Source organism: Bradyrhizobium sp. SZCCHNS30572 (assembly GCF_032484415.1).
GTDB lineage: Bacteria > Pseudomonadota > Alphaproteobacteria > Rhizobiales > Xanthobacteraceae > Bradyrhizobium.
In genome coordinates this window covers 229534-253261 of sequence record NZ_JAUESY010000011.1, presented here as the reverse complement: position 1 = coordinate 253261, position 23728 = coordinate 229534, and the positions used below count along the sequence as shown (strand labels likewise).

The 23728-nt window shown below is 66.0% G+C and carries 25 protein-coding genes; 16 read left to right on the top strand and 9 right to left on the bottom strand.

The window, feature by feature from the left end; genetic code table 11:
• Nucleotides 1-11 precede the first annotated feature (11 nt).
• Nucleotides 12-791, top strand: coding sequence for a class II aldolase/adducin family protein (locus QX048_RS30210; RefSeq protein WP_315828256.1), 780 nt, complete (start codon nucleotides 12-14; stop codon nucleotides 789-791).
• A 108-nt stretch (nucleotides 792-899) separates the two neighbouring features.
• Here QX048_RS30210 and QX048_RS30205 read toward each other — a convergent pair whose 3' ends face one another.
• The 5 genes from QX048_RS30205 to groES all read right to left on the bottom strand — a co-directional run bounded on the left by QX048_RS30205 (nucleotide 900) and on the right by groES (nucleotide 4695).
• The gene (locus QX048_RS30205; RefSeq protein WP_315828255.1) at nucleotides 900-1433 is read right to left on the bottom strand and encodes a hypothetical protein; all 534 of its coding nucleotides are present in this window, start codon (nucleotides 1431-1433) and stop codon (nucleotides 900-902) included.
• A 90-nt stretch (nucleotides 1434-1523) separates the two neighbouring features.
• Nucleotides 1524-1973 (bottom strand): Hsp20 family protein, encoded by a 450-nt coding sequence (locus QX048_RS30200; protein WP_315716109.1) that lies wholly within the window; start codon nucleotides 1971-1973, stop codon nucleotides 1524-1526.
• A 250-nt stretch (nucleotides 1974-2223) separates the two neighbouring features.
• Nucleotides 2224-2454, bottom strand: coding sequence for a hypothetical protein (locus QX048_RS30195; RefSeq protein ID WP_315716108.1), 231 nt, complete (start codon nucleotides 2452-2454; stop codon nucleotides 2224-2226).
• A gap of 261 nt (nucleotides 2455-2715) precedes the next feature.
• A complete protein-coding gene (gene groL, locus QX048_RS30190) occupies nucleotides 2716-4338 on the bottom strand; it encodes a chaperonin GroEL (RefSeq protein ID WP_315828254.1) in 1623 nt (540 codons plus the stop codon).
• Nucleotides 4339-4380: 42 nt separating this feature from the next.
• A complete protein-coding gene (groES, locus tag QX048_RS30185) occupies nucleotides 4381-4695 on the bottom strand; it encodes a co-chaperone GroES (RefSeq protein WP_315828253.1) in 315 nt (104 codons plus the stop codon).
• Nucleotides 4696-4917: 222 nt separating this feature from the next.
• On the opposite strand from groES, the gene QX048_RS30180 reads away from it, so the two are divergent.
• The gene (locus QX048_RS30180) at nucleotides 4918-6012 is read left to right on the top strand and encodes a trypsin-like peptidase domain-containing protein (protein WP_315716105.1); all 1095 of its coding nucleotides are present in this window, start codon (nucleotides 4918-4920) and stop codon (nucleotides 6010-6012) included.
• A 145-nt stretch (nucleotides 6013-6157) separates the two neighbouring features.
• Nucleotides 6158-7369 carry a GGDEF domain-containing protein gene (locus tag QX048_RS30175; RefSeq protein ID WP_315768141.1) on the top strand — a complete coding sequence of 404 codons (1212 nt, stop codon included), beginning with the start codon at nucleotides 6158-6160 and terminating at the stop codon, nucleotides 7367-7369.
• A gap of 59 nt (nucleotides 7370-7428) precedes the next feature.
• Here QX048_RS30175 and QX048_RS30170 read toward each other — a convergent pair whose 3' ends face one another.
• Complete coding sequence (locus QX048_RS30170; RefSeq protein WP_315828252.1) at nucleotides 7429-8832, bottom strand: M20/M25/M40 family metallo-hydrolase; 1404 nt, start codon at nucleotides 8830-8832, stop codon at nucleotides 7429-7431.
• A 159-nt stretch (nucleotides 8833-8991) separates the two neighbouring features.
• Complete coding sequence (locus QX048_RS30165) at nucleotides 8992-10602, bottom strand: helicase HerA-like domain-containing protein (protein ID WP_315828251.1); 1611 nt, start codon at nucleotides 10600-10602, stop codon at nucleotides 8992-8994.
• Between the two features lie 334 nt (nucleotides 10603-10936).
• Between QX048_RS30165 and QX048_RS30160 the strand changes: the two genes are divergently transcribed.
• From QX048_RS30160 to QX048_RS30105, 12 genes are all read left to right on the top strand, one after another.
• Nucleotides 10937-11143 carry a hypothetical protein gene (locus QX048_RS30160; protein ID WP_315828250.1) on the top strand — a complete coding sequence of 69 codons (207 nt, stop codon included), beginning with the start codon at nucleotides 10937-10939 and terminating at the stop codon, nucleotides 11141-11143.
• A gap of 68 nt (nucleotides 11144-11211) precedes the next feature.
• On the top strand, nucleotides 11212-11619 hold the full coding sequence (locus tag QX048_RS30155) for a DUF4332 domain-containing protein (RefSeq protein WP_315716100.1): 408 nt from the start codon (nucleotides 11212-11214) through the stop codon (nucleotides 11617-11619).
• 75 nt (nucleotides 11620-11694) lie between these two features.
• Nucleotides 11695-12552 carry a dihydropteroate synthase gene (folP, locus tag QX048_RS30150; protein ID WP_315716099.1) on the top strand — a complete coding sequence of 286 codons (858 nt, stop codon included), beginning with the start codon at nucleotides 11695-11697 and terminating at the stop codon, nucleotides 12550-12552.
• Nucleotides 12549-12917 (top strand): dihydroneopterin aldolase, encoded by a 369-nt coding sequence (gene folB, locus QX048_RS30145; protein ID WP_315828249.1) that lies wholly within the window; start codon nucleotides 12549-12551, stop codon nucleotides 12915-12917. Before folP ends, folB begins: the two co-directional genes overlap by 4 nt.
• A 5-nt stretch (nucleotides 12918-12922) precedes the next feature.
• Complete coding sequence (gene folK / locus QX048_RS30140; RefSeq protein WP_315828289.1) at nucleotides 12923-13414, top strand: 2-amino-4-hydroxy-6-hydroxymethyldihydropteridine diphosphokinase; 492 nt, start codon at nucleotides 12923-12925, stop codon at nucleotides 13412-13414.
• A 100-nt stretch (nucleotides 13415-13514) separates the two neighbouring features.
• Nucleotides 13515-15377 (top strand): methylmalonyl-CoA mutase subunit beta, encoded by a 1863-nt coding sequence (locus tag QX048_RS30135; RefSeq protein ID WP_315828248.1) that lies wholly within the window; start codon nucleotides 13515-13517, stop codon nucleotides 15375-15377.
• Nucleotides 15378-15379: 2 nt separating this feature from the next.
• Complete coding sequence (locus tag QX048_RS30130) at nucleotides 15380-15844, top strand: GFA family protein (RefSeq protein WP_315753087.1); 465 nt, start codon at nucleotides 15380-15382, stop codon at nucleotides 15842-15844.
• A 33-nt stretch (nucleotides 15845-15877) separates the two neighbouring features.
• A complete protein-coding gene (locus QX048_RS30125; RefSeq protein WP_315753088.1) occupies nucleotides 15878-16030 on the top strand; it encodes a hypothetical protein in 153 nt (50 codons plus the stop codon).
• On the top strand, nucleotides 16027-18183 hold the full coding sequence (scpA, locus tag QX048_RS30120) for a methylmalonyl-CoA mutase (RefSeq protein WP_315753089.1): 2157 nt from the start codon (nucleotides 16027-16029) through the stop codon (nucleotides 18181-18183). The genes QX048_RS30125 and scpA overlap by 4 nt, the downstream gene beginning before the upstream one ends.
• Before the next feature lie 201 nt (nucleotides 18184-18384).
• Nucleotides 18385-19158: an RsiV family protein gene (locus QX048_RS30115; protein WP_315828247.1), complete on the top strand. Its 774-nt coding sequence runs from the start codon at nucleotides 18385-18387 to the stop codon at nucleotides 19156-19158.
• Between the two features lie 35 nt (nucleotides 19159-19193).
• Nucleotides 19194-20183 (top strand): methylmalonyl Co-A mutase-associated GTPase MeaB, encoded by a 990-nt coding sequence (gene meaB / locus QX048_RS30110; RefSeq protein ID WP_316191366.1) that lies wholly within the window; start codon nucleotides 19194-19196, stop codon nucleotides 20181-20183.
• A complete protein-coding gene (locus QX048_RS30105) occupies nucleotides 20180-20836 on the top strand; it encodes a pyroglutamyl-peptidase I (RefSeq protein ID WP_315828246.1) in 657 nt (218 codons plus the stop codon). The genes meaB and QX048_RS30105 overlap by 4 nt, the downstream gene beginning before the upstream one ends.
• Nucleotides 20837-20876: 40 nt before the next feature.
• Here QX048_RS30105 and QX048_RS30100 read toward each other — a convergent pair whose 3' ends face one another.
• Nucleotides 20877-21164, bottom strand: a complete 288-nt coding sequence (locus QX048_RS30100) for a GlsB/YeaQ/YmgE family stress response membrane protein (protein ID WP_315716090.1) — start codon at nucleotides 21162-21164, stop codon at nucleotides 20877-20879.
• A 228-nt stretch (nucleotides 21165-21392) separates the two neighbouring features.
• Here QX048_RS30100 and QX048_RS30095 point away from each other — a divergent pair, with 228 nt between their 5' ends.
• On the top strand, nucleotides 21393-22766 hold the full coding sequence (locus tag QX048_RS30095) for a TIGR03808 family TAT-translocated repetitive protein (protein ID WP_315828245.1): 1374 nt from the start codon (nucleotides 21393-21395) through the stop codon (nucleotides 22764-22766).
• A 4-nt stretch (nucleotides 22767-22770) separates the two neighbouring features.
• On the opposite strand, the gene QX048_RS30090 is transcribed toward QX048_RS30095, so the two are convergent.
• Nucleotides 22771-23397, bottom strand: coding sequence for a TIGR03809 family protein (locus QX048_RS30090; RefSeq protein WP_315828244.1), 627 nt, complete (start codon nucleotides 23395-23397; stop codon nucleotides 22771-22773).
• Between the last annotated feature and the right edge of the window lie 331 nt (nucleotides 23398-23728).

The following is a 23728-nucleotide window of genomic DNA, read 5'->3' as shown; positions in this document are numbered from 1 at the left end:
CGGAGAATGCCATGTCGCCCGCCGAAGCGCGCCTCAAGGAAGTGCCGTCGAACATGACCGAGGCCGAATGGTCGCAGCGGGTCAATCTCGCCGCCGCCTACCGCCTGGTGGCGCTGTTCGGCTGGGACGACCTGGTGGACACTCATATCTCGGCCCGCGTGCCCGGCCCCGAGCATCACTTCCTGATCAACCCCTACGGCCTGCTGTTCGAGGAGATCACCGCCTCCAGCCTGATCAAGGTCGACCTCTACGGCAATCAGTTGTCCGAGAGCGAGTACAGCATCAATCCCGCCGGCTTCACCATCCATTCCGCGATCCATGAGGTCCGCGAGGATGCCGGCTGCGTGATCCATCTGCACACGCTCGACGGCGTCGCGGTGTCGAGCTGCGCCGACGGCCTGCTGCCACTGAACCAGATTGCGCAATACGTGACCCACGACCTCGCCTATCACGACTACGAGGGCGTGGCGCTGGACCATGACGAGCGGCCGCGGCTGCAGCGCGACCTCGGCAGCAAGAACCACATGCTTTTGCGCAATCACGGCACCCTGACGGTCGGCCGCTCGGTCGCCTCCGCCTTCGAGCGCATGTATCACTTGGAGCGTGCCTGCTCGATCCAGGTCCGCACGCGCACGCTCGGTCCCTCGGCCTATCCCGTGCGCGACGAGGTCATCGACAAGAATGCGAAGCTGTTCGACAACGAGGATCGCGTCGAGCTGCGCTCCACCCAGCTGGTCTGGCCGCCGCTGCTGCGCCGGCTCGATCGCCTCAATCCGGGCTACCGCAATTGATTGTCGCCCGCTGATCGGCTAGTCTGAACCCATCACCCTCTACGCTTTTCGGAATGAAACGCCGCCCAATTCCGGGCGGCGTTTTTATTCGTGCGATGACGTGCCCCGTCAGCAGCATCCTGCCCGAGCCATGCCCTGCCGCTCGGACGGGCCGTGCAGTTGCTGCAATTCCTCGGCCAGCCGCCGCTCGACGAAGCGCCGCTCGTGCTCGGCAAGGCGGGTGGCGAGCAGCTTGCGATAGCGCCGCACATTGGCCTCGCGCGAGAACCGCAGGCGGGCGGCGGGCCGCATCCTGCGGCTCGCGGCGCTGTCCATCGCGGCGCCATCGGCTTCGACATCGACGCGCGGAACGATGCGCATGGCCGCCCCGCCGCGTGGGCGCGGCGGCTGATCCTCGCGGTCGAGCTGACGCAGCGCGCCGAGCACGTCGGCCAGATAAAGCGGCCTGGCGATACCCGGGATCTTGCGCAGGCCCGGCTGCGACTCGACGGCATACATGTCCGACGCCCAGGACGACAGGATCAGCCGCTTCTCGGCCAGTGACAGCTTGCGGTCATTCAGCAGGTCCGCCGGCGACTCGTAGTGCGAGACCGGATGGAATCCGGCACTGCCCGCGGTGATCGAAAAACGGTGCTCGCTCATGGCGTCTCTCCTCTTCCACTCCTTTCACCAGAGACAGATGCTGCAACGGCGCGGGCGACACGCCGCCCGCGCCGTAGCTCGAACAAGGCGTCAGGCCGCCTTCTGCTGCGCGATCTTCTCGACCGGCGCCGTGCCGATGGCGATGCGGCGCGGCTTCATCGCCTCGGGAATCTCGCGCACGAGCTCGATCCGCAGCAGGCCGTTGTCGAACGCCGCGTTGGTCACCTGCACGTAGTCGGCGAGATTGAACTGCCGCTTGAACGGCCGCGACGAGATGCCCTGATAGAGGTATTCGCGGGTCTCCTTGTCGCCCTTGCGTCCTTCCACCGTGAGCACGTTGTGCTCGGCGGTGATGGACAGTTCGTCCGGAGCGAAGCCCGCCAGCGCCAGCGAAATCTGGTAGCGGTCGTCGCCGATCCGCTCGATGTTGTACGGGGGATAGTGGTCCTCGACCGCGCGCTGGGTCTCGTCGAGCAGGTCGAACAGACGGTCGAAGCCGATGGTCGAACGCCACAGCGGAGAGAAGTCGTAGGTCCTCATAGCCAAGTCCTCCTAGGAGCAAGATGGATACGAAGGAGCGCCGAGCCGATGCGGACTTCAAAGTCCCGGAGATGTCCGAGTACCAAGAGACTTCTGAGTACCAGACAACCGGTCAGCGCCCAGATTTCGACCGGGCCCTGATGGCACCCGGCGCCGCCGAAGCGGCAGCAGACGAATTAGAAAAGCCGGCATCCATTTCAAGAGGAACGGATCGATTTTTTTCGCAGCCTTTTTCGCAGCGCAAAACCCGTCAGGCGGCCACGGCGGACAGCCGCTGCAGCCGCATCGTCGCCTCCCGCAGCACGCTGACCAGCCGGTCGCGCTCGCGCTGATCGATGTCGCCACGCGACAACACGGCCTGGCAGTGCGCCACCACGCGTTGCTCGCTCTCGATCAAGAACCGCGTCAAGCGACGGGGATCGCCCATGCTCATGACGGAGGTCGGGTTGGGCGGCGGATGATCGTATTGCCAGGCTGGCATGATCGGGCCTGCGAGCTCGCGCTGCTGATGAGACCGGGCGGCGCGGCAGCGCTCAACCACACCTCCCGTCGACCGTCGGTCCGATCACAGCCGGCTCACTGAACGCAATTGTGGCCGGTTCTGGACGAACTGCGATCGCCAACCTGATTGATAGCTGCCCGTTGTGGCCGATCCACGACCGCACAGGGCAGCGATCAGTTGTTTGTAGATATTTCCTTCAGGCAGCCGAGGCTGGCTGCGGCCAGCCCCGGCTTCATCAGATCAGAAGTCCATCGACGGCGCGGCCGCGGCGGCGTCCGCCTTCTTCGGCTTGTCGGCCACCAGCGCCTCGGTGGTGATCAGCAGCGAGGCGACCGAGGCCGCATCCTGCAGCGCGGTACGGACCACCTTGGCGGGGTCGATCACGCCGGCCTGCACCAGATCCTGGTACTCGCCGGTCGCGGCGTTGAAGCCCCAGCTGTAGGTATCCTTCTCCAGCAGCTTGCCGACCACCAGCGAGCCGTCGTCACCGGCGTTCTGCACGATCTGCCGCACCGGCACCTGGATGGCGCGCCGGACGATGTCCACGCCGGCCTTCTGGTCGGCGTTAACAGTCTTGACGCCGTCGAGCACCTTGGTGGCGCGCAGCAGCGCGACGCCGCCGCCGGGCAGGATGCCCTCCTCCACCGCGGCGCGGGTGGCGTGCAGCGCATCGTCGACGCGGTCCTTGCGCTCCTTGACCTCGACCTCGGTGGCGCCGCCGACCCGGATCACCGCGACGCCGCCGGCGAGCTTGGCGAGCCGCTCCTGCAGCTTCTCGCGGTCGTAGTCGGAGGTGGTCTCCTCGATCTGCAGCCTGATCTGCTGGGTGCGCGCCTCGATGTCCTTCCTGGCGCCGGCGCCGTCGACGATCGTGGTGTTCTCCTTGTCGACCACGACCTTCTTGGCGCGGCCGAGCATCGACAAGGTGACGTTCTCGAGCTTGATGCCGAGATCCTCGGAGATGGTCGTGCCGCCGGTGAGGATCGCGATGTCCTCCAGCATGGCCTTGCGGCGATCGCCGAAGCCCGGCGCCTTGACGGCGGCGATCTTCAGGCCGCCGCGCAGCTTGTTGACGACCAGGGTGGCCAGCGCCTCGCCTTCGACATCCTCGGCGACGATCAGCAGCGGCTTGCCCGACTGCACCACGGCTTCGAGCAGCGGCAGCATGGTCTGCAGGCCCGACAGTTTCTTCTCGTGGATCAGGATGTAGGGATCCTCGAGCTCGACCCGCATCTTCTCGGAGTTGGTGACGAAATACGGCGAAACGTAGCCGCGGTCGAACTGCATGCCCTCGACCACCTCGAGCTCGGTGTCGAGGCTCTTCGCCTCCTCGACCGTGATCACGCCCTCATTGCCGACCTTCTGCATGGCCTCGGCGAGGAAGCGGCCGATCTCGTTGTCGCCATTGGCCGAGATGGTGCCGACCTGCGCGATCTCGTCATTGCTGGTGATCTTCTTGGCGTGCAACTTGAGATCCTTGACGATCGCGTCGACGGCGAGATCAATGCCGCGCTTCAGATCCATCGGGTTCATGCCGGCGGCGACCGACTTTGCGCCTTCCTTGACGATGGCCTGGGCGAGCACGGTGGCGGTGGTGGTGCCGTCGCCGGCGAGATCGGCGGTCTTCGAGGCCACCTCGCGCACCATCTGCGCGCCCATGTTCTCGAACTTGTCCTCCAGTTCGATCTCCTTGGCGACCGTCACGCCGTCCTTGGTGATGCGCGGCGCGCCGAACGATTTCTCGATCACGACGTTGCGGCCCTTGGGACCGAGCGTGACCTTCACGGCATTGGCGAGGATGTCGACGCCGCGCAGCATGCGATCGCGCGCGTCGGTCGAAAACTTCACGTCCTTGGCAGCCATGTTCGTCGTCTCCTTTCTCTCGATGACTGTCAGTTGAGGGAATCAAGCGGCCTTCTTCGCCGCCACGGGAGCTTCGATGATGCCGAGCAGATCGCTCTCCTTCATGATCAGCAGATCCTTGCCGTCGATCTTGACCTCGGTGCCCGACCATTTCCCGAACAGCACCCGGTCGCCGGGCTTGACGTCGAGCGGCACCAATTGCCCCTGCTCATTCCGCGCGCCAGGACCCGCGGCAACGATCTCGCCCTCCTGCGGCTTCTCCTTGGCGGTGTCGGGAATGATGATGCCGCCCTTGGTCTTCTCCTCGGCATCGATACGGCGCACGAGCACGCGGTCGTGCAATGGACGGAAATGCATGCACATCCTCCTTTACAGATCAGCGATGTCATAAGCCTCGGGTCCCATCAGGCCCCCGAGCGAGCAACGACCTAGGAAAGCCGAACTTTTCGTTCAAGAGGGTCACGTAAATTTTTTGGCACTCTCGGGGAACGATTGCCAGTGCGGCTCTTGAACCGGGCCGGCCGCTTTCCCAGTTCTGTCGTCGCCAAAAAATCCTGATCGCGCTTGTTGGGGATCACGATGCAGCTTCCGCCTTTTCTCCGGGCCGTCCTGGCGCCTGCCATTCTGCTTTGCCTGATGACCGGGCCGGCCTTGGCCCAAATTCCCGATCTCAAGCTAGGCCGGGTGCCGACGCTGGCCCCGCTGGTCAAGGAAGTGACGCCCGCCGTCGTCAACATCTCGGTCGAAGGCAAGGTCCGCCAGGACAATCCGCTCTACCAGGACCCGCTGTTTCGCGAGTTTTTCGACGTCCCCAAGCAGGTCGAGAAGCAGATCAGCGCCACCGGCTCGGGCGTCATCGTCGATGCGCAGCGCGGCTACGTCATGACCGCCAATCACGTCGTCGAGCACGTCACGACAGTGCAGATCCGCACCAAGGATGGCCGCAAATTCGCCGCCCGCCTGGTCGGGCGCGATCCCGCCACCGATATCGCGCTGCTGCAGATCAGGGACCCCATCGACCTCAAGGCCATCGCGCTTGGCGACAGTGATGCGCTCGAGGTCGGCGATTTCGTGATCGCCGTCGGCAACCCGTTCGGTCTTGGCCAGACCGTCACCTCGGGTCTCGTGAGCGCGCTCGGGCGAACCGGCCTCGGCAAGCAGGGCTACGAGGATTTCATCCAGACCGACGCGGCGATCAATCCCGGAAATTCCGGCGGCGCGCTGATCAATCTGCGCGGCGAGCTGGTCGGCATCAACACCGCGATCATCTCGCCCGGCGGCGGCAATGTCGGCATCGGCTTCGCCGTCCCGATCAACATGGCGCGGCGGGTGATGGAGCAGCTCGTCGCCAACGGCCGCGTCGATCGCGGCCGCATCGGCGTGACCCTGCTCGACCTGGATGCGCCGGCCGATGGCCGGATTCAGGGCGCGCGCGTCGCCGACGTCACCGTGGGCTCGCCGGCCGAACGCGCGGGACTGCGCAAGGGCGACATCATCGTGAAGGCGAACGACATGCCGGTGCGCAGCGCCACGCAGGTGCGCAACCTGATCGGCCTCACACCGGTCGGGCAGCGCGTCCGTCTCGTGTTCGAGCGCGACCGCGCGCTCGGCAATGCGACGGTGGAGGTCGCGCCGGTCACCGAAGAACGTGCGCGCGCGAGAACCTCGGGCTGAGAATTCAACTTCAGTTCGTTGTTAGCTGCGCGTACCACGTGGAGTAAATTTTTACCGTGCATCAAGCATGCAGCGAGACGCCGATACCTCTCTAAACGCCTGTTAAGTGCTATCGCGCTTATTGCAACCCCGCGGAGGTATTGAAATGCGGGGTGATGGTTTGGCGTTCAGTTTGCCACGCTGGCGCGTGACGCGCTGGCTGGCCGACCCGGGATATCCGGTGTCATCAGATATCCGCCGCGCGTTGACGCGTGAGCTCTACGGCTGCTGGTCGGTGTTCGCCGGCGGCGCCATCAACACCGTTGCTGTCGCCGCAGCGCTCGCACTGCGTACGCCGAGCCCGCTCTTCATCACCTGGTTCGTGCTCGAAGTCGCGATCTGCCTGTCGCGGCTGATCGTGATGATGATTGCCTACCGCCGCGCGCGCGAGCGGCTGGCGACGCCGACCGACATCCACATCCTGCTGTCGGTGGCCTGGAGCGCCAGCGTCGGCTTCGGCGTCGGCATCAGCCTCGCGTCCGGCGACTGGGTGGCCGCGTCACTGACCTGCATCTCCTCGGCCGCCATGGTGGGCGGCATCTGCTTTCGCAATTTCAGCGCGCCGCGCCTGGTCGGCACGATGATCCTGTTCAGCATCGGCCCCGTCATCCCCGGCGTCGCGACGTCGCATGAGCCGTTGTTGTTCGCGATGTATCTGCAGATGCCGGTCTACTTCCTCGCCATGACCGGCGCGGCGTTCCGGCTCAACAAGATGCTGGTGGCGGTCATGCAGGCCAAGCGCGAGAGCGACGAGCGGGCGCGGCTCGATCCACTCACGGGCTTGCGCAACCGCGCCGGCCTGATCGATGCGCTGCAGAGCAGGCTCGACGCCGGCGGCGATCGCAGCTTCGCCGTCCTGTATCTCGATCTCGATGGCTTCAAGCCGGTCAACGACACCTTCGGTCACGCCGCAGGCGACGAGCTGCTGAAGATCGTCGGCCGGACGCTGCGGCAGACCGCCTCTCGCGGCGACGTCATCGCCCGGATCGGCGGCGACGAGTTCGTGGTGCTCGCCGGCGATCCTGCGCTCGACCACGCGCTGGCGCTCGGCGAGCGCATCATCGAGGTGATGACCTCGCCGATGGCCCTGCCGGGCGGCGCGCATGTCCAGATCGGCATCAGCATCGGCATCGCCGTCGCGCCCGAGCACGGCACCGATCCGGAAGCCCTGCTGTTCGCGGCGGACGCCGCATTGTATGAAGCCAAGTCGAGCGGGAAATCCTGCTGGCGATTGGCTTCGGCCGAAGCCAATCTCGCAGCGCTGCGCAAGATCGCCGGCGGCGATCTCGCGGCGAAGTCGGTCGCCAGCGCGGCGTGAGTTCAGCCTCGTGCAAACAATCAGCGCCGTCGCGGTCGTAGCCCGGACGCGCGCCTGCACTACCGTGGCATCTCCGCGAGCGCGGCGAGGATGCGGGCCCAGGAGCGGATGCCCTTGTGGTAGCTCTTGAGGTCGTACTTCTCGTTCGGCGAATGGATGTTGTCGTCGTCGAGACCGAAGCCGACCAGCAGTGAATCGAGACCGAGCGTCTTCTTGAAGTCGGTGACGATCGGGATCGAGGCGCCTGAGCCCATCAGGACGGTCTCCTTGCCCCACTCCTCGGTCAACGCCTGCCTGGCAGCCGCCAACGGCTTCATGGTCCAGTCGAGCGCGATCGCAGCGCCCGCCGAATGATCGCCGAACTCGACCGAGCAGTCGCCGGGGATGCGCGCCGACACGTAGTCGCGGAAGGCCTTGCGGATCTTCAGCGGGTCCTGGCCCTCGACGAGGCGGAACGAGATCTTCGCATGCGCCAGCGACGGAATCACGGTCTTGGAGCCCTCGCCGATATAGCCGCCCCAGATGCCGTTGATGTCGCAGGTCGGCCGCGACGAGATTTGCTCGATCAGCAGACGATCCTTCTCGCCGGCGGGGATCGACAGGCCGATCGGCTTGAGGAAGCTCTCGGGCGTCAGGTTGAGCTTCTTCCACTGCTCCAGGACCTCCGGCGGCACATCCTTCACGCCGTCATAGAAGCCGGGGATGGTGATGCGCCCGTCGGCGTCGAACAGGCCGCCGAGGATCTCGGTCAGCACGCGGATCGGATTGCGCGCGCCGCCGCCGAACACGCCGGAATGCAGATCGCGATTGGCGGCCTTGATCTTCACCTCTTCATAGAGCAGCCCGCGAAGCGAGGTCGTGATCGCCGGGGTGTTCGGGTCCCACATGCCGGTGTCACAGACCAGCGCGAAGTCGGCCTTGAACTCGTCCTTGTTGGCTTCGAGGAACGGCACGAAGTTCTTGGAGCCGACCTCCTCCTCGCCTTCGATCAGCATCGTGATGTCGAGCGGCAGCGCGCCCGTCACCTTCTTCCAGGCGCGGCAGGCCTCGACGAAGGTCATCAGCTGGCCCTTGTCGTCCTCGGCGCCGCGCGCGACGATGATCTTGCGGCCGTCGGCATGGTCGGCGACCACGGGCTCGAACGGCGGCCGATGCCACAGCTCGAGCGGATCGACCGGCTGCACGTCGTAATGGCCGTAGAACAGGACATGTGGCTTGGCCGCGCCATGGCCGTTGCTCTTGCCGACCACGGCCGGATGGCCGGCGGTCGGCCGCACTTCGGCGGCGAAACCGAGCGTCGCAAGATCCTTGGCAAGATGGTCGGCTGCTGCCTTGCAATCCCCAGCGAAGGCCGGATCGGCCGAGATCGACTTGATCCGGATCAGCGCAAACAGCCGCTCCAGGCTATTGTCGAAGTCGGCGTCGATGTGGTCGAGAACGGATTGAAGCTGCGCATTGGCCATGGCCACCGGATCCTTCGCATGTAACGGCTATCGGCCCGCTTGTAGCTCCGTTGCGCGGTCCGGGCCAGCCTCATGCAAAGGCAGCAAATGCCGCCTGCCCCCCAATCGGCGCAGATGACATGACAAGGCCATCACGCCGACCGGGAACACGACACCATATCAACGCCGCAGCAGTCCACCTAGCGCGCCACGCACGAGGGAGCGGCCGATCGAACTGCCCAAGGAGCCGCCGACCTGCTTGCCGAGATCGGCCGCGATCCCGCCCACCACCTTGTCGGAGACCGAGCGGGCGACGTTGCGCGCGATCACCTGCGTGGTCGAGAGCTGGCCGCGCTTGACGTTGGTGCCGAAAATCGTCGCGGCGATGTCGCCGATCTTGCCGAGCACGCTGCCGGAGGAGGCTTCCGTCGTCGCGGCGGTTCCGCTGATCCGCTTCTGCAGCAGCTCGTAGGCGGACTCGGCGTCGATCGCGGTGTCGTATTTGCCCTTGACCGGGCTCGCGGCGATGATCGCCTTGCGCTCCTCGGGCGTGACGGGTCCGATGCGCGCCGACGGCGGCCGGATCAGGACGCGCTCCACCATCGCCGGCGTGCCGTTGCCCTCCAGGAACGACACCAGCGCCTCGCCCTTGCCGAGCTCGGTGATCACCTTGGCGGTGTCCAGCTTGGGATTGGGGCGGAAGGTGTCGGCGGCCGCGGCCACCGCCTTCTGATCGCGCGGCGTGAAGGCGCGCAGCGCGTGCTGCACGCGATTGCCCAATTGCCCGAGCACCCGGTCAGGAACATCGAGCGGATTCTGCGTGACGAAATAGACGCCGACACCCTTCGACCGGATCAGCCGCACCACCTGCTCGATCTTGTCCATCAGCGCCTTCGGCGCATCGTTGAACAACAGATGCGCCTCGTCGAAGAAGAAGACCAGCTTGGGCTTGGCGAGATCGCCGACCTCCGGCAGCTCCTCGAACAGCTCGGACAGCATCCACAGCAGGAACGTCGCGTAGAGCCGCGGGCTCTCCAGCAGCCTATCGGCGACGAGGATGTTGATCATGCCGCGGCCGTCGCGGTCGGTCTTCATGAAGTCGGTGAGCATCAGCGCCGGCTCGCCGAAGAACTTCGTGCCGCCCTGGTTCTCGAGCACGAGCAACTGCCGCTGGATCGTGCCAACGGTCGCGCGCGTGACATTGCCGAACGACTGCGCCGCCTTCCGGATCGGCGCCAGCGGATCGGCCTCCGCATCCGCACCCTTCTTGCCGGCCTCCGGAATGATCGCGTCGAGCAGCGCGCGCAGATCCTTCATGTCGATCAGGGCGAGGCCGTTCTCGTCGGCCACGCGGAACGCGACGTTGAGCACGCCTTCCTGGACATCGTTGAGGTCGAGCATCCGCGCCAGCAGCAGCGGTCCCATCTCGGTAACGGTGGCGCGCACCGGATGGCCCTGCTCCCCGAACACATCCCAAAATACCGTCGAGAACTGATCGGGCTGATAGGTGAGGCCGAGCTCGGTGGCGCGCTTGAGGATGAAGTCCTTCGCTTCGCCGGTCTGCGAGATGCCCGAGAGATCACCCTTGATGTCGGAGGCGAAGACCGGAACACCGGCACGGGCAAAACCTTCGGCCATCACCTGTAGCGAGACTGTCTTGCCGGTGCCGGTCGCGCCGGTGACCAGTCCATGGCGATTGGCAAGCGCAAGCGTCAACCAGGCCGGCTGCTCGCCGGCACCCACGAAGATCTTGTCGTCGGTATCAGCCACGGGTTTTCCGGATGGTGCCATGATGATCCATCTTTCGAGAGAGAATGTTTCGCATCACACGTGGTGCGGAGCATCGCGCGCGATAACATAGTTGAGTTTCGCGAATTGGAACCAGCGTCAGGGTGCTCACCTCTTCGCACGGCACGCACTCTTCTTAGCATTGGTGCTGCGCGATGCGCACGTTTGATCCGTGGATTCAACATCCGGTCTTGCATCGCTGCAACAGTTCATCGTCGATCGCGAATCGATTCGCGCACCGAGCCGGCTCCTCGCTTGTAATTCACGGATCGTCCGATCAAGATGAATTCAGCGAGAGGACATCCGGTCGTGGGGGACCGGATGAGACGGGGTTCACATGAACGAGTTGATTGAGCCGCTGGCCAGAACGGCCGGCGTCAGTAAAGTCGTGGCTGAAATCATCGGCATCGGGCCTGACTTCCTCAGCGGCAATGGACGGCAATGGCAGGCGCCGCAGCCGTCAGCCGGTGAACTTTTTGCGTTCGGCCGCGACCAAATCGAAGCCGATCAGTTGGCACGATCGCGACAGGCACACCCGGCCTGAGCCCGGTTGCCCCAAGCCCGACCGCCCGGGCCATATCACCTGAAGCACCTTCGCGCGCGCCGAGTATCATGACATATCCGATCACCGAACTCGAAGGCATGACGACCTTCTATGCCGCCAAGCTGAAAGCTTTGGGCATCCGGACCACCGACACATTTCTCGAAGCCGCCCGGACCGTGAAAGGGCGTAAGGCGCTCGCCGCCAAGACCGGCATCAGCGAGCAGCAACTGCTCGATTGGGCAAACGCCGCCGATTACATGCGCATTCCCGGCATGGGCAAGGCCAAGGTCTGCCTCGTCCGCGCAGCCGGGGTGACCACCGTGCGCGAGCTGGCGCACCGCAATCCCGCCCGGCTGGCGCAGAACATCAAGGAGGTGAACACCCGGCGGAAACTGGTTCGCATCCTGCCATCGGAGAAGTCGGTCGGCCAGCTCATCGAAAGGGCACGCCGGCTGGAGCCGAAGATCAGCTATTGACCAGCCTCTAGATTGACCGCGCTTGTGCAGTGCGACACCTTGACTTGAGGGTGGCAACCGCGCAAAGCGGCGCCCATGAGCGCCATTTCGCTGCACTCCGCCCCGGACCTCGCGTCGAGCCACCCGCTGCTGCGGAGCTGGCTTTCGCGTCCATTCCCGGCGGTGATGGGCATTCTCAACGTCACACCGGATTCGTTCTCGGACGGCGGCCGTTTCGATGCACCGGAACGCGCCATTGCGCAGGCTGAGCGCTTGATCGCGGCCGGCGCCGACATCATCGACATCGGTGCCGAGTCCACCCGGCCCTACAAGGGCGCGGTGCCGGTCACGGCCGAGGAGGAACTGGCGCGCCTGCAGCCGATCCTGCCCGCGGTCGTCGCACTCGGCGTGCCCGTGTCGATCGACAGCATGAAATCTCAAGTTGCAGGCTACGCGCTGGACCATGGTGCTGCGATCGCCAATGATGTGTGGGGTCTGCAGCGCGATCCCGCGATGGCCGATGTCGTCGCCGCGCATGGCGCGCCGATCGTGGTGATGCACAACCGTGCTGCCGTCGATCCGGAGATCGACATCGTCGCCGACATGATCGGCTTCTTCACGCGCTCGCTCGACATCGCGGCCAAGGCCGGCATTCCCCGTGGGAACATCGTGCTCGATCCAGGCATCGGCTTCGGCAAGACGGCGGAGCAGAGCATGATTGCGCTGGCCCGGCTCGATGCATTCGCATGCTTCGGGCTGCCGCTGCTGGTCGGCGCGTCGCGAAAACGTTTCATCAGCACCGTGGTGGCGTCGGAGCCGCAGGAGCGGCTCGGCGGCTCGATCGCGGCGCATCTGATTGCGGCTCGGCGCGGTGCTGCAATCATCCGGGCGCATGACGTCGCCGAAACGGTTCAGGCCGTACGCGTGGCTGCGGCAATCGAGGCACTGCGATGACCGATACGATCTTCATCAAGGGCGTTCTCATCCACGCGCGTCATGGCGTGATGGAGCATGAGAGCGAGGTCGGCCAGCGCTTCGTGATCGACCTCGAGCTCTACACCGACCTTTCGGACTCCTCGCGCAGCGACCGCCTCGCCGACACCGTGTCCTATTCCGACGTGGTGGAGACGGCGACGGCGGCGTTCAAGGACTCCAACTACCGCCTGCTCGAACGCGCGGCCGGCGCGGTGGCCGATGCGATCCTGTCGACCTTCGCCCGCATTCGCGCCGTCAAGGTCACGGTGCACAAGCCGCATGCGCCGATCGCCGCCATCTTCGAGGATGTCGGCGTGGTGCTGATGCGCTCGCGGCATCCATGACGGCGATGGCGAGCGCGCTGGTTGCTCTCGGCGGCAATGTCGGCGACGTCAGGGCGACGTTCCGGCGCGCCATTCCGGAGATCTGTGCGCGCGCGTCGGCGGCGCTTATCGCGCGCTCGTCCGACTACATCACGCCGCCATGGGGCGAGGAGCAGCAGCCGCCCTTCATCAATGCCTGCATCGAGATCGCGACCGCGATGCCTCCACGGCCGCTGCTCGGCGTTCTGCACGCGGTCGAGCGCATGTTCGGCCGCAATCGCGCGCAGGAGACGCGGTGGGGTCCGCGGACGCTCGACCTCGATCTGATCGCCTATGACGATTTCGCGATCGACACCCCCGATCTCACGCTGCCGCACCCTCGCCTGTTCGAACGCGGCTTCGTGCTGGTACCCCTGGCCGAGATCGTGCCGGCGCGACAGATTGCCGGCCGCCGCGTCGATGAGGCCATGCTCGCCGTTTCGCGCGACGGAATCCGGCCGTTGCCGTCAGCCGAATAGCTGACATCTCCGGCCAAACAACCGTTTGGCTTGGCCGTCCTGACGTGGCATTTTGCACCACAACAATCGCGATAACAGACGCCCGGGAGACGCGATCCGCATGACGACCGAGACCGACGATCTGCGACTGGCCGCCGATTTTGCGCCGGCCGGCGAGGCGGACTGGCGCAAGCTGGTCGATGGCGTGCTGAAGGGCGCGGCCTTCGAGAAGCTGGTCGGCAAGACCTATGACGGGCTCGAGATCCAGCCGATCTATCCGCGCGCCAAGCATGCCGCGCCGGTCGCCGGCCGCGCGCCATCGGCGCCTTGGCAGATCATGCAGCGCGTCGATCATCCCGATCCGACCAAGGCCAATGCGCAGGCGCTGATCGACCTCGAGAATGGCGCGACCGGCTTGTCGCTGGTGTTTGCCGGGTCGAATGCCGCGCACGGCTTCGGCCTCGCCGCCAGCCCCGACGCAGTGGCGCGCGCGCTCGATGGCGTGCATCTCGATGCTGCGATTGCAATTGAATTGCACCTCGGCGACTCGCTCTCGCCCGCCTCGCTTCTCGCCGACACCGTCAAGCAGCGCGGCATCAAGGCCGCGGCCTGCGACATCCGGTTCGGCCTCGATCCGATCGGGCATGCGGCCGCTCGCGGCGCAAGCTCGCATGACGCATCGACGCTCGGCGGCAACTCGGGCGCGCTGGTCAAGCAACTGCACGAGGCCGGCTTCAAGGGCCCGTTCTTCGCCGCGGACGGCCGGGTCGTGCACGACGCCGGCGGGTCGGAGGCGCAGGAGCTCGCTTTCGTGCTCGCCTCCGCCGTCGCCTATCTGCGGGCGCTCGAAGCCGAAGGCATCGCGCTCGAGACCGCGCGCGGCATGATCTATGGCCGGCTCGCCGCCGACACCGATCAGTTTCTCACGCTGGCGAAATTCCGCAGCCTGCGGCGGCTGTGGGCGCGCATCGAGGAGGCCTGCGGCCTGGCGCCAAAGCCGCTTTTCATCTCGGGCGAGACGGCTTGGCGCATGCTCACCCGGCGCGATCCTTACGTGAACATGCTGCGCGCCACCATCGCGACGTTCGCGGCCGGATTGGGCGGCGCCAATGCCGTGACGGTGCTGCCGCACACGGCCGCACTCGGCCTGCCCGACGCGTTCGCGCGCCGTGTCGCCCGCAACACGCAATTGGTGCTGCTGGAGGAAAGCAATCTCGCCCGCGTCGCCGATCCCGCCGCCGGTGCCGGCGGCATCGAGGCGCTGACCAGCGAGTTGTGCAGCGCCGCCTGGGCACTGTTCCAGGAGATCGAGAAGGCCGGCGGCGTCGTTGCGGCGTTGCAGGCGGGCCTCATCCAGACCAAGGTCGCCGCGGTGAAGCAGGCGCGCGATGCGAACATCGCCAAGCGGCGCGACGTGCTGACCGGCGCCAGCGAGTTTCCGAATCTCAACGAGGCCGAAGTCGCCGTGGAAGCGGTCGCCCCTCTGGCCGCGCCGCTGGCGGCCAAGGCTGCGCTCAGCTTCGCACCGCTCACGCCGATCCGCCTCGCTGAAGGATTTGAGCGGCTGCGTGACCGCTCCGACAGCCTGCTGAAGAGCCAGGGACAGCGCCCCTCGGTCTTCCTCGCCAATATCGGCACCGCCGCCGACTTCACCGCGCGCGCGACCTTCGTCCGCAGCTTCTTCGAGGCCGGCGGCATCGCCGCGATCGACGGCCAGGGCGGCGCGGATCCGGCCGCGCTCGCAGATGCATACCGCGCCTCCGGCGCCGCGGTCGCCTGCCTCTGCTCGTCCGACAAGGTCTATGCCGACGCCGCGGTTCCGGCGGCCAAGGCCCTTCAGGCCGCGGGCGCACGACATATCTATCTGGCAGGCCGGGGCGGCGAGCGGGAAGCTGCGTTGCGCGAAGCAGGCATCGGCAGCTTCGTGTTCGCCGGCGGCGACGCGCTGAAGACGCTCGAGGACGCCTATACGCATCTGGAGTGAGCATGACCGACGACACCAAGCCTCTCCTGACCGGCGGCTGCCAATGCGGTGCCGTCCGCTTCGCGTTCAAGACCACGCCGAACAAGGTCAGCATCTGTCATTGCCGGATGTGCCAGAAAGCCTCCGGCGCGCCGTTCGCCTCGTTCGCTGAGATCGACCGCGAGCACTTCGCCTGGACGCGCGGTCAGCCCGCCGCGTTCCGTTCATCCACGATCGCCGAGCGCTTCTTCTGCCCCGCCTGCGGCACGCCGCTCGGCTTCGGGCGTATTGATGGGCCGCGGATCGAGATCATGACCGGCAGCTTCGACCGGCCGGACCGGGTGGTGCCGACGCGACAATATGGCTCGGAGTCGCGACTTGGCTGGGTGGTCGCGATCGCCAATCTGCCGAGCCAGACGACACAACAGAACTATGGACCGGAGAAGATGGCGTCCATCGTCAGTCATCAGCATCCGGATCATGACTGAGCGCGCGACATGCGAGCGTCCGAGGACCACCTCATGATCAACTGGCTGGCCGCGCTCATCGAAACTGCGGTCCACGGCCTCTGGACGCGCAGCATGACAACGGATCCACGCAATGATCCGGTCTACAAGAAGAACATCCAAGAGCTGATCGAGAGAAACCGCAGGTTTGAGGACGCCAGGGAATGACCCGGATTCCGAATTTCGCCGACATCGCGTTCGCGCCGATCGCAGCCCCCGCGCCCGCAGGCGCTGCCGAGCCGTGGCTGACGCCGGAAGGCATCCCGGTAAAATCAGCCTACGGCGAGGCCGATCTCGCCGGCATCGACTTCCTCGACACCTGGCCCGGCATCGCGCCCTATCTGCGCGGCCCCTACCCGACCATGTATGTCAACCAGCCATGGACCGTCCGGCAATATGCCGGCTTCTCCACGGCCGAGGATTCCAACGCCTTCTACCGGCGCAACCTCGCCGCCGGCCAGAAGGGCCTCTCGGTCGCCTTCGATCTCGCCACCCATCGCGGCTATGATTCCGATCATCCGCGCGTCGGCGGCGACGTCGGCATGGCCGGCGTCGCAATCGACTCGATCTACGACATGCGCACCCTGTTCGCCGGCATTCCGCTCGACCAGATGAGCGTGTCGATGACCATGAACGGCGCCGTGCTGCCGATCCTGGCGCTGTTCGTCGTCGCCGCCGAAGAGCAGGGCGTGCCGCCGGAGAAGCTGTCGGGCACCATTCAGAACGACATTCTGAAAGAGTTCATGGTGCGCAACACCTACATCTATCCGCCCTCGCCCTCGATGCGGATCATCTCCGACATTTTCGCCTTCACCTCGCAGAAGATGCCGAAGTTCAATTCCATTTCCATCTCCGGCTATCACATGCAGGAAGCCGGCGCGACGCAGGATCTCGAGCTCGCTTATACGCTCGCCGACGGCGTCGAATATCTGCGCGCCGGCATCGCCGCCGGACTCGACGTCGACCGCTTCGCGCCGCGGCTGTCGTTCTTCTGGGCGATCGGCATGAACTTCTTCATGGAGGTCGCCAAGCTCCGCGCGGCGCGCCTGCTGTGGGCGAAGCTCTTGAAGCCCTTCAATCCGAAAGACCCGCGCTCGCTGTCCTTGCGCACACACAGCCAGACCTCGGGCTGGTCGCTGACCGCGCAGGACGTCTACAACAACGTCGTGCGCACCGCGGTCGAGGCGATGGCGGCGACGCAAGGCCATACGCAGTCGCTGCACACCAACGCGCTCGACGAGGCGCTGGCGCTGCCGACCGACTTCTCCGCCCGCATTGCCCGCAACACCCAACTGTTCCTGCAGCAGGAGAGCGGCACCACCCGGATCATCGATCCCTGGGGCGGCTCGTATTATGTCGAGCGCCTCACCCGTGACCTCGCCGCCAAGGCCTGGGGCCACATCCAGGAGATCGAGGAGCTCGGCGGCATGGCCAAGGCCATCGAGGCCGGCGTGCCGAAGCTGCGCATCGAGGAGGCCTCGGCCAAGACCCAGGCCCGCATCGATACCGGCCGCCAGTCGGTGATCGGCGTCAACAAGTACAAGCCGACCGACGAGCCGCCGCTCGACGTGCTCAAGGTCGACAATTCCACCGTGCGCCGGCTGCAGATCGACAAGCTGTCGCGGCTCAAATCCGAGCGAAGGCAGGCCGAGGTCGATGCGGCGCTGGCGGCGCTCACGCGCTCGGCCGGCGACGGCAACGGCAACCTGCTGGCGCTCGCGATCGACGCGGCGCGCGCCAAGGCCACCGTCGGCGAGATTTCCGACGCGCTGGAGAAGGTGTTCGGCCGCCATCGCGCCGAGATCAAGTCCATCACCGGCGTCTACAAGCGGGAGATCGCCGCCATGTCCGGCAAAGCCGAGAAGCTGCAGGCGCTGATCGAGGCGTTCGAGGAGGCCGAGGGCCGCCGGCCACGCATCCTGGTCGCCAAGATCGGCCAGGACGGCCACGACCGCGGCCAGAAGGTGATCGCGTCGGCCTTCGCCGACATCGGTTTCGACGTCGACATCGGACCTTTGTTCGCCACCGCCGACGAGGCGGCGCGGCAGGCGGTGGAGAACGACGTGCACATTCTCGGCGTCTCATCGCTGGCGGCCGCGCATCTCACCGCGGTGCCGGAGCTGAAGGCCGCGCTCAAGAAGCAGGGCCGCGAGGACATCATGATCATCGTCGGCGGCGTCGTGCCGCCGCAGGATTATGATGCGCTGTACAAGGCCGGCGCCGAGGCGATCTTCCCGCCGGGCACCGTCATCGCCGACGCCGCCGAGGAGCTGATCCAAAAGCTCAATGCGCGGCTGGGGCACAGCGAGGCGGCGGAGTAGTCCGACTGCGTCACACCCCACCGTCATTCCGGGGCAAGGCCAAAGGCCTTGAACCCGGAATCTCGACATTGTCTTGCGTCCATTCCCGAGAGCGTCGAGCTGTTGACGCGCTGTAATCAATCGCCGCGCGTTCGATCTGGGCACGATCGAACCTTTGCGGTACGTGCGCGCACAGACAACCAAACCCGGATCACAAGCCTCATGTATTCTACCAAACTGCTTGTCGCCGCCCTGTTCGGCCTGCTCACCCTCTCGCCGGCGATCGCCGCCGAAGCCAAGCCCGATGCGTCGATCAAGACCAAGGCCGCCGAGGCCAGCGTCACGCTGAGTGCCGACATCAAGGCCGATCCGGCGCTCGCCGCGAATTGCCTCGCCGAAGGCCGCAAGTGGATGGACAAGCAGGCCGCGGACGCCGCCAAGGACTACAAGGCGGACAAGGAACTGTTCCGCGACGGCCCTTACACCTATGGCCGCGACTATTCGGTGCGTTCGATGGTCGCCGATCGCTATGTCAGCGTGCTGCGCAACGACTACATGGACACGCATGGCGCCCATCCCAACCGGACGGTCGACACCATCCTCTGGGACAAGGCCGCCGCCAAGCGCATCTCGATCCGCCCGTTCTTCAACGAGACCGCCGACAACGGTCCGACCATGACCGCGATCAGCAAGGCGATCATCGCCTCGCTGCGAGCAGAGAAGAAGGCGCGCGACGCCGGCGACACTGACGAGTGGTGGTTGAAGAGCGTCGAGCCGAAGCTGCTCGGCATTGGCGCCGTCACGCTCGCGCCCTCGACGCTGGCCGGCAAGAGCTCGGGCCTCACCTTCCACTATCCGCCCTACGCCGTTGGCGCCTACGCGGAAGGCGACTATGTCGCCTTCGTGCCCTGGGAAACGCTGAAGCCCTATCTCAGCGCGGAGGGGCAGGCGATCTTCGGCGGCGCGAGGCCGAAGGGGGATGCGGAGGAGAACTAGCTGGCCGGGCCGCTCGCATCCGCTATAACGGGCGCATGTCCTCTCGTTCTCCTTCGCCAAATACCACGACCTTGGCCGACGATATCAGCGCCGGCAGCCGCGCGGCGCTGGCGCGCGCGATCACGCTGGTCGAGAGCCGCCGCGCCGACCATCAGGCCGCCGCGCGCGAACTGGTGCAGGCGCTGCTGCCACGGACGGGGCACGCGATCCGCGTCGGCATCACCGGCTCGCCCGGCGTCGGCAAGTCCACCACGATCGATGCTCTCGGCATGTTCCTGATCGGACAGGGCCACAAGGTCGCGGTGCTCGCGGTCGATCCGTCCTCGGCGCGCACCGGCGGTTCGATCCTCGGCGACAAGACGCGGATGGCGCGATTGTCCCATCACGAGCACGCCTTCATCCGCCCCTCGCCATCGTCGGGCACGCTCGGCGGCGTCGCCGCCAAGACGCGCGAAGCGATGCTGCTGTGCGAGGCCGCAGGCTTCGACGTGATCCTGGTCGAGACGGTCGGCATCGGCCAGTCAGAAACCGCGGTCTGCGACATGACCGATTTCTTCCTCGCCCTGATGCTGCCGGGCGGCGGCGACGAGCTGCAGGGCATCAAGAAGGGCCTGGTCGAGCTCGCCGACATGATCGCGATCAACAAGGCCGATGGCGACAACGTCAAGCGCGCCAACATCACCGCCGCCGACTATCGCGGCGCGCTGCATCTGCTCAGCCCCCGCTCCGAGCACTGGCATCCGCCGGTCGTGACCTATTCGGCGATATCAGGCACGGGCATCGCCGAGCTGTGGCAGAAGGTCCTGGATCATCGCAAGGCGATGATCGCCTCTGGGGAGTTCGCCGCGCTGCGGCGCGACCAGCAGGTGAAATGGATGTGGACCATGCTGGAGCAGCGCCTGATGGCGCGGCTGCGCACCGATCCATCCATCCGCGCGAAGGTGAAGAAGCTGGAGAGCGACGTCGCCGAGGGCCGCGTCGCGCCGGCGCTCGCCGCCGAGCAGCTCGCGGAGATGCTGACATGAGCGAGCGGCCGCGCGTCCTGATCACCGGATTCGGCCCGTTTCCCGGCGCGCCGTCCAATCCGACCATGCCGCTGGTGAAGCGGTTGTCAGAGCTGCGGCGGCCAGCGCTGGATGACGTCGCCATCAGCAGCCACATTTTTCACGTGACCTATGCGACCGTGGATCGCGAGCTGCCCGCGCTGATCGCCGAGCGGCGCCCGCATGCGCTCATGATGTTCGGCCTCGCCGGGCGAACGTCCTATCTGCGGATCGAGACGCGCGCCCGCAACACGATCACCACGACCTTCCCGGATGCCGACCGCCACGTCGCGCGCAAGGGCGTGATCGTCCCCGGTGCACATCCGATGCCGTTCGGCCCGCACATGGCGCGGCTGCTGCGCGCGGCGCGCGCCACCGGCATCGATGCCCGGGCCTCACGCGATGCCGGCAGCTATCTCTGCAACTATCTGAGCTGGCGCGCGATCGAGGCGACCAAGGCCGCCGAAGGGCCGCGGCTCGCCGCCTTCATCCACATTCCTCCCTTGCCGCGTGCCGGCACGGCGTTGCCGCACGGCAGTTCGCGCATCACGCTGGAGGGGCTCGTCGATGCCGGCGAAGCGATGCTGACGGAGCTGGTCAAGCTCGTGCGACAGGCGTCCTGTCGCACGAGCTGACGCCGACGGTGGTATGACCGCTGACGGTCAGCGCGGGATATCAGATGCTCCAGCGGCGCCGACCGCCAAATCCCCCACCGATCAAGCGCAGCAGGAGCAACAGGACCACGGCGCCGATGAAGGCGTTGATGATCGCGGCGACCAGTCCGACACCCAGATGAATGCCGAGCTGCGGCAACAGCCAGTTGCCGATGAAGGCACCGAGGAGGCCGACGATCAGGTCGCCGATCAGGCCGAAGCCGCCGCCTTCCATGACGCGGCCTGCGAGCCAGCCCGCGACAATGCCCACGAACAGAATAACCAGTAGACTCTCATTTGACAGATGCATGACCCTCTCCTCGCCGATCCATTGCGGGAACAATGTCCGCGAGTCCCATTGGTTCCCTCGGGCGAGGCGCAGCGGTTCGACCGGCAACCCACCGCCGGCGGCGATCTGACGTGAAGATTTAACCCTATCGCCAACAATCCCGGGCGCAGGCGCTCATCCTCAGCATCAGCATTGAGGCTTTCAGCTTAAGTCGTGGCCGCACATCATCTTTTGCGCGAGACGCTGACCATGGATGTCAATCGCCGCCGCATTCTGGCTGGATCGGCTGCCGGCGTCGCCGGGGCATTGGCCCTGCCGGCGGATGCCGCGCAGGCCACCCTCCTGATCTCCACACTCGGCCGCGACGCCACGCAATATGGCGTCAAGCCCAACAGTCCCGACGACCAGACCCGCGCGCTGCAGCGTGCGATCGACGAGGCCGCGCGCGCCCAGGTGCCGCTGGCGCTGCCGCCGGGCACCTACAGGACCTCGATGCTGCGGCTTGCCAGGGGCAGCCAGATGGTCGGCGTCCGGGGTGCCACCAAGCTCGTGTTCACCGGTGGCGGCCCGTCGATGCTGTCAGCAGAAGGCGCTGACGGCCTCGGCATCAGCGGCGTCGCGCTCGACGGCGGCGGCATTGCCCTGCCCCAGCGGCGCGGCCTGCTTCACGTTGCAGCCGGCAACGATGTCAGGATCCATGATTGCGAGATCACCCGCTCCGGCGGCAGCGGCATCTGGCTCGAGCAGGTTTCCGGCGACGTCAGCGGCAACGTCCTCACCGACATCGCGGTCACCGCGATCGTGTCGTTCGATGCCCTCGGGCTGATCGTGTCGCGCAATACCATCAAGGGGACGCGCGACAACGGCATCGAGATCCTGCGCACCGCGATCGGCGACGACGGCACGATGGTGCTCGACAACAGCATCACGGACATCAAGGCCGGCCCCGGCGGCTCGGGCCAGTACGGCAACGCCATCAACGCCTTTCGCGCCGGCAACGTGATCGTGCGCGGCAACCGCATCAGGAACTGCGACTACTCGGCAGTGCGGGGCAACTCGGCCTCGAACATCCAGATCGTCGGCAACAGCGTCAGCGACGTGCGCGAGGTCGCGCTCTACTCTGAGTTCGCATTCGAGGGCGCCGTCATCTCAGGCAATACGGTGGATGGTGCCGCCTTCGGCGTCTCCGTCTGCAACTTCAACGAAGGCGGCCGCATCGCGGTGGTCCAGGGCAACATCATCCGCAATCTGATCCCGAAGCGGCCGATCGGCACAGCACCCGACGACGATGCCGGCATCGGCATCTATGTCGAGGCGGACTCCGCGGTGACCGGGAACGTGGTCGAGAATGCCCCGTCCTACGGCATCGTCGCCGGCTGGGGTCGATATCTGCGCGACGTGGTGATCTCCGGCAACGTCGTCCGCAACGCTCTGGCCGGCGTCGGCCTCTCGGTCGTGCCGGGCGCGGGCACGGCGCTCGTCAGCAACAACATCATCTCCGGCACGCCCCGTGGCGCGGTCATCGGGCTCGATCACATCAAGCCGGTGACATCGGACCTGACGCAGGACGGTGCGCAGCGATTTGCCCATCTGACTGTCAACGGCAACGCCGTCAGCCGGTAACAGACTAATAAGCGACCGCCAGCGCTGGATAGCGGCGCTCGATGGCATCGAGATCGACCACCGGCTCGTCATACTCGGCGTCGGATTGAATGCCGATGCTCAAGGCCTGCTCCAGGGCGAACATGTCGATGCGGGACGGCGCGACGGTCGGCTCCGGCGCGATGTCGTCTTCGGCCACATACTCGGGTTCGATGACGTCGTCCGGTTCCAGATCATCCGCGGCCAGCTCGATCTCGGGCTCGACGATGATCTTGGACTCCGCAAGGATGGTTTCGAGCGAAGGCGGCAGCGCAATGGGGCGCCGCTCGATGGGATGATTCTCATGGAGACGGAGTTTGATCGGCTCAGGCTCGGCGGGGCGCGCGGGCGCCGGTGGCGCAGCCACAACGGCAGCCGGCCTCTGGCTGGGCACGATGCTCACCTGCTCGGGCTCGGCGCGGGATAGCGCCTGCCAGGTCTGCACCGCGGCCTTGGCCTGGCGGATATCGTCCAGGAGAGACTGCTCGGTGTAGTAGCGGCGCCAGCGGCCGCTCTGGAACAGCTCGGTGAGATGGTCCAGGCGCCTTTCGGCAAGCGCGCACCAGCGTGCAGCCAGTTCGCGGCTGCAAGCCACGTCCGGTCGATGTGTCATGGGGGAGCCCGTGAGATAAGGGGACGGACGCACTCGGCACGAATCAACGCAACGTGACGTGAATATTTTGTGGAAAAGGTTAACAAAGTCTAGCTAATGCCATGTTGTTTGGCGGCCAAACCGTAGTCGTGCGGAAATTTTGTCCGTGTTTTTTCGGGCTTTGGCCAGGCGCGGAGCGCGAACGCGACCAACGGGATCCCTAGACAACCCAAGGATGTTCGACTCGGGGTGCGCGAGACACTGCCGGATATCGACGTTGCCGGGCTTCGACCTCGCCTAAAATGAAAGACCCGTCCGGGGGGACAACCGGACGGGTCGAGCCATATGGGCG

Coding starts and splice junctions, on each gene's coding strand:
- QX048_RS30170 (WP_315828252.1), bottom strand. CDS start 8,832: ATGGCCAATGCGCAGCTTCAATCCGTTCTCGACCACATCGACGCCGAC.
- QX048_RS30135 (WP_315828248.1), top strand. CDS start 13,515: ATGACGACCGAGACCGACGATCTGCGACTGGCCGCCGATTTTGCGCCG.
- QX048_RS30210 (WP_315828256.1), top strand. CDS start 12: ATGTCGCCCGCCGAAGCGCGCCTCAAGGAAGTGCCGTCGAACATGACC.
- scpA (WP_315753089.1), top strand. CDS start 16,027: ATGACCCGGATTCCGAATTTCGCCGACATCGCGTTCGCGCCGATCGCA.
- folB (WP_315828249.1), top strand. CDS start 12,549: ATGACCGATACGATCTTCATCAAGGGCGTTCTCATCCACGCGCGTCAT.
- QX048_RS30105 (WP_315828246.1), top strand. CDS start 20,180: ATGAGCGAGCGGCCGCGCGTCCTGATCACCGGATTCGGCCCGTTTCCC.
- QX048_RS30165 (WP_315828251.1), bottom strand. CDS start 10,602: ATGGCACCATCCGGAAAACCCGTGGCTGATACCGACGACAAGATCTTC.
- groES (WP_315828253.1), bottom strand. CDS start 4,695: ATGCATTTCCGTCCATTGCACGACCGCGTGCTCGTGCGCCGTATCGAT.
- QX048_RS30155 (WP_315716100.1), top strand. CDS start 11,212: ATGACATATCCGATCACCGAACTCGAAGGCATGACGACCTTCTATGCC.
- QX048_RS30095 (WP_315828245.1), top strand. CDS start 21,393: ATGGATGTCAATCGCCGCCGCATTCTGGCTGGATCGGCTGCCGGCGTC.
- QX048_RS30180 (WP_315716105.1), top strand. CDS start 4,918: ATGCAGCTTCCGCCTTTTCTCCGGGCCGTCCTGGCGCCTGCCATTCTG.
- QX048_RS30160 (WP_315828250.1), top strand. CDS start 10,937: ATGAACGAGTTGATTGAGCCGCTGGCCAGAACGGCCGGCGTCAGTAAA.
- QX048_RS30130 (WP_315753087.1), top strand. CDS start 15,380: ATGACCGACGACACCAAGCCTCTCCTGACCGGCGGCTGCCAATGCGGT.
- QX048_RS30205 (WP_315828255.1), bottom strand. CDS start 1,433: ATGAGCGAGCACCGTTTTTCGATCACCGCGGGCAGTGCCGGATTCCAT.
- QX048_RS30100 (WP_315716090.1), bottom strand. CDS start 21,164: ATGCATCTGTCAAATGAGAGTCTACTGGTTATTCTGTTCGTGGGCATT.
- QX048_RS30090 (WP_315828244.1), bottom strand. CDS start 23,397: ATGACACATCGACCGGACGTGGCTTGCAGCCGCGAACTGGCTGCACGC.
- groL (WP_315828254.1), bottom strand. CDS start 4,338: ATGGCTGCCAAGGACGTGAAGTTTTCGACCGACGCGCGCGATCGCATG.
- folK (WP_315828289.1), top strand. CDS start 12,923: ATGGCGAGCGCGCTGGTTGCTCTCGGCGGCAATGTCGGCGACGTCAGG.
- QX048_RS30115 (WP_315828247.1), top strand. CDS start 18,385: ATGTATTCTACCAAACTGCTTGTCGCCGCCCTGTTCGGCCTGCTCACC.
- meaB (WP_316191366.1), top strand. CDS start 19,194: ATGTCCTCTCGTTCTCCTTCGCCAAATACCACGACCTTGGCCGACGAT.
- QX048_RS30175 (WP_315768141.1), top strand. CDS start 6,158: ATGCGGGGTGATGGTTTGGCGTTCAGTTTGCCACGCTGGCGCGTGACG.
- QX048_RS30200 (WP_315716109.1), bottom strand. CDS start 1,973: ATGAGGACCTACGACTTCTCTCCGCTGTGGCGTTCGACCATCGGCTTC.
- QX048_RS30125 (WP_315753088.1), top strand. CDS start 15,878: ATGATCAACTGGCTGGCCGCGCTCATCGAAACTGCGGTCCACGGCCTC.
- QX048_RS30195 (WP_315716108.1), bottom strand. CDS start 2,454: ATGCCAGCCTGGCAATACGATCATCCGCCGCCCAACCCGACCTCCGTC.
- folP (WP_315716099.1), top strand. CDS start 11,695: ATGAGCGCCATTTCGCTGCACTCCGCCCCGGACCTCGCGTCGAGCCAC.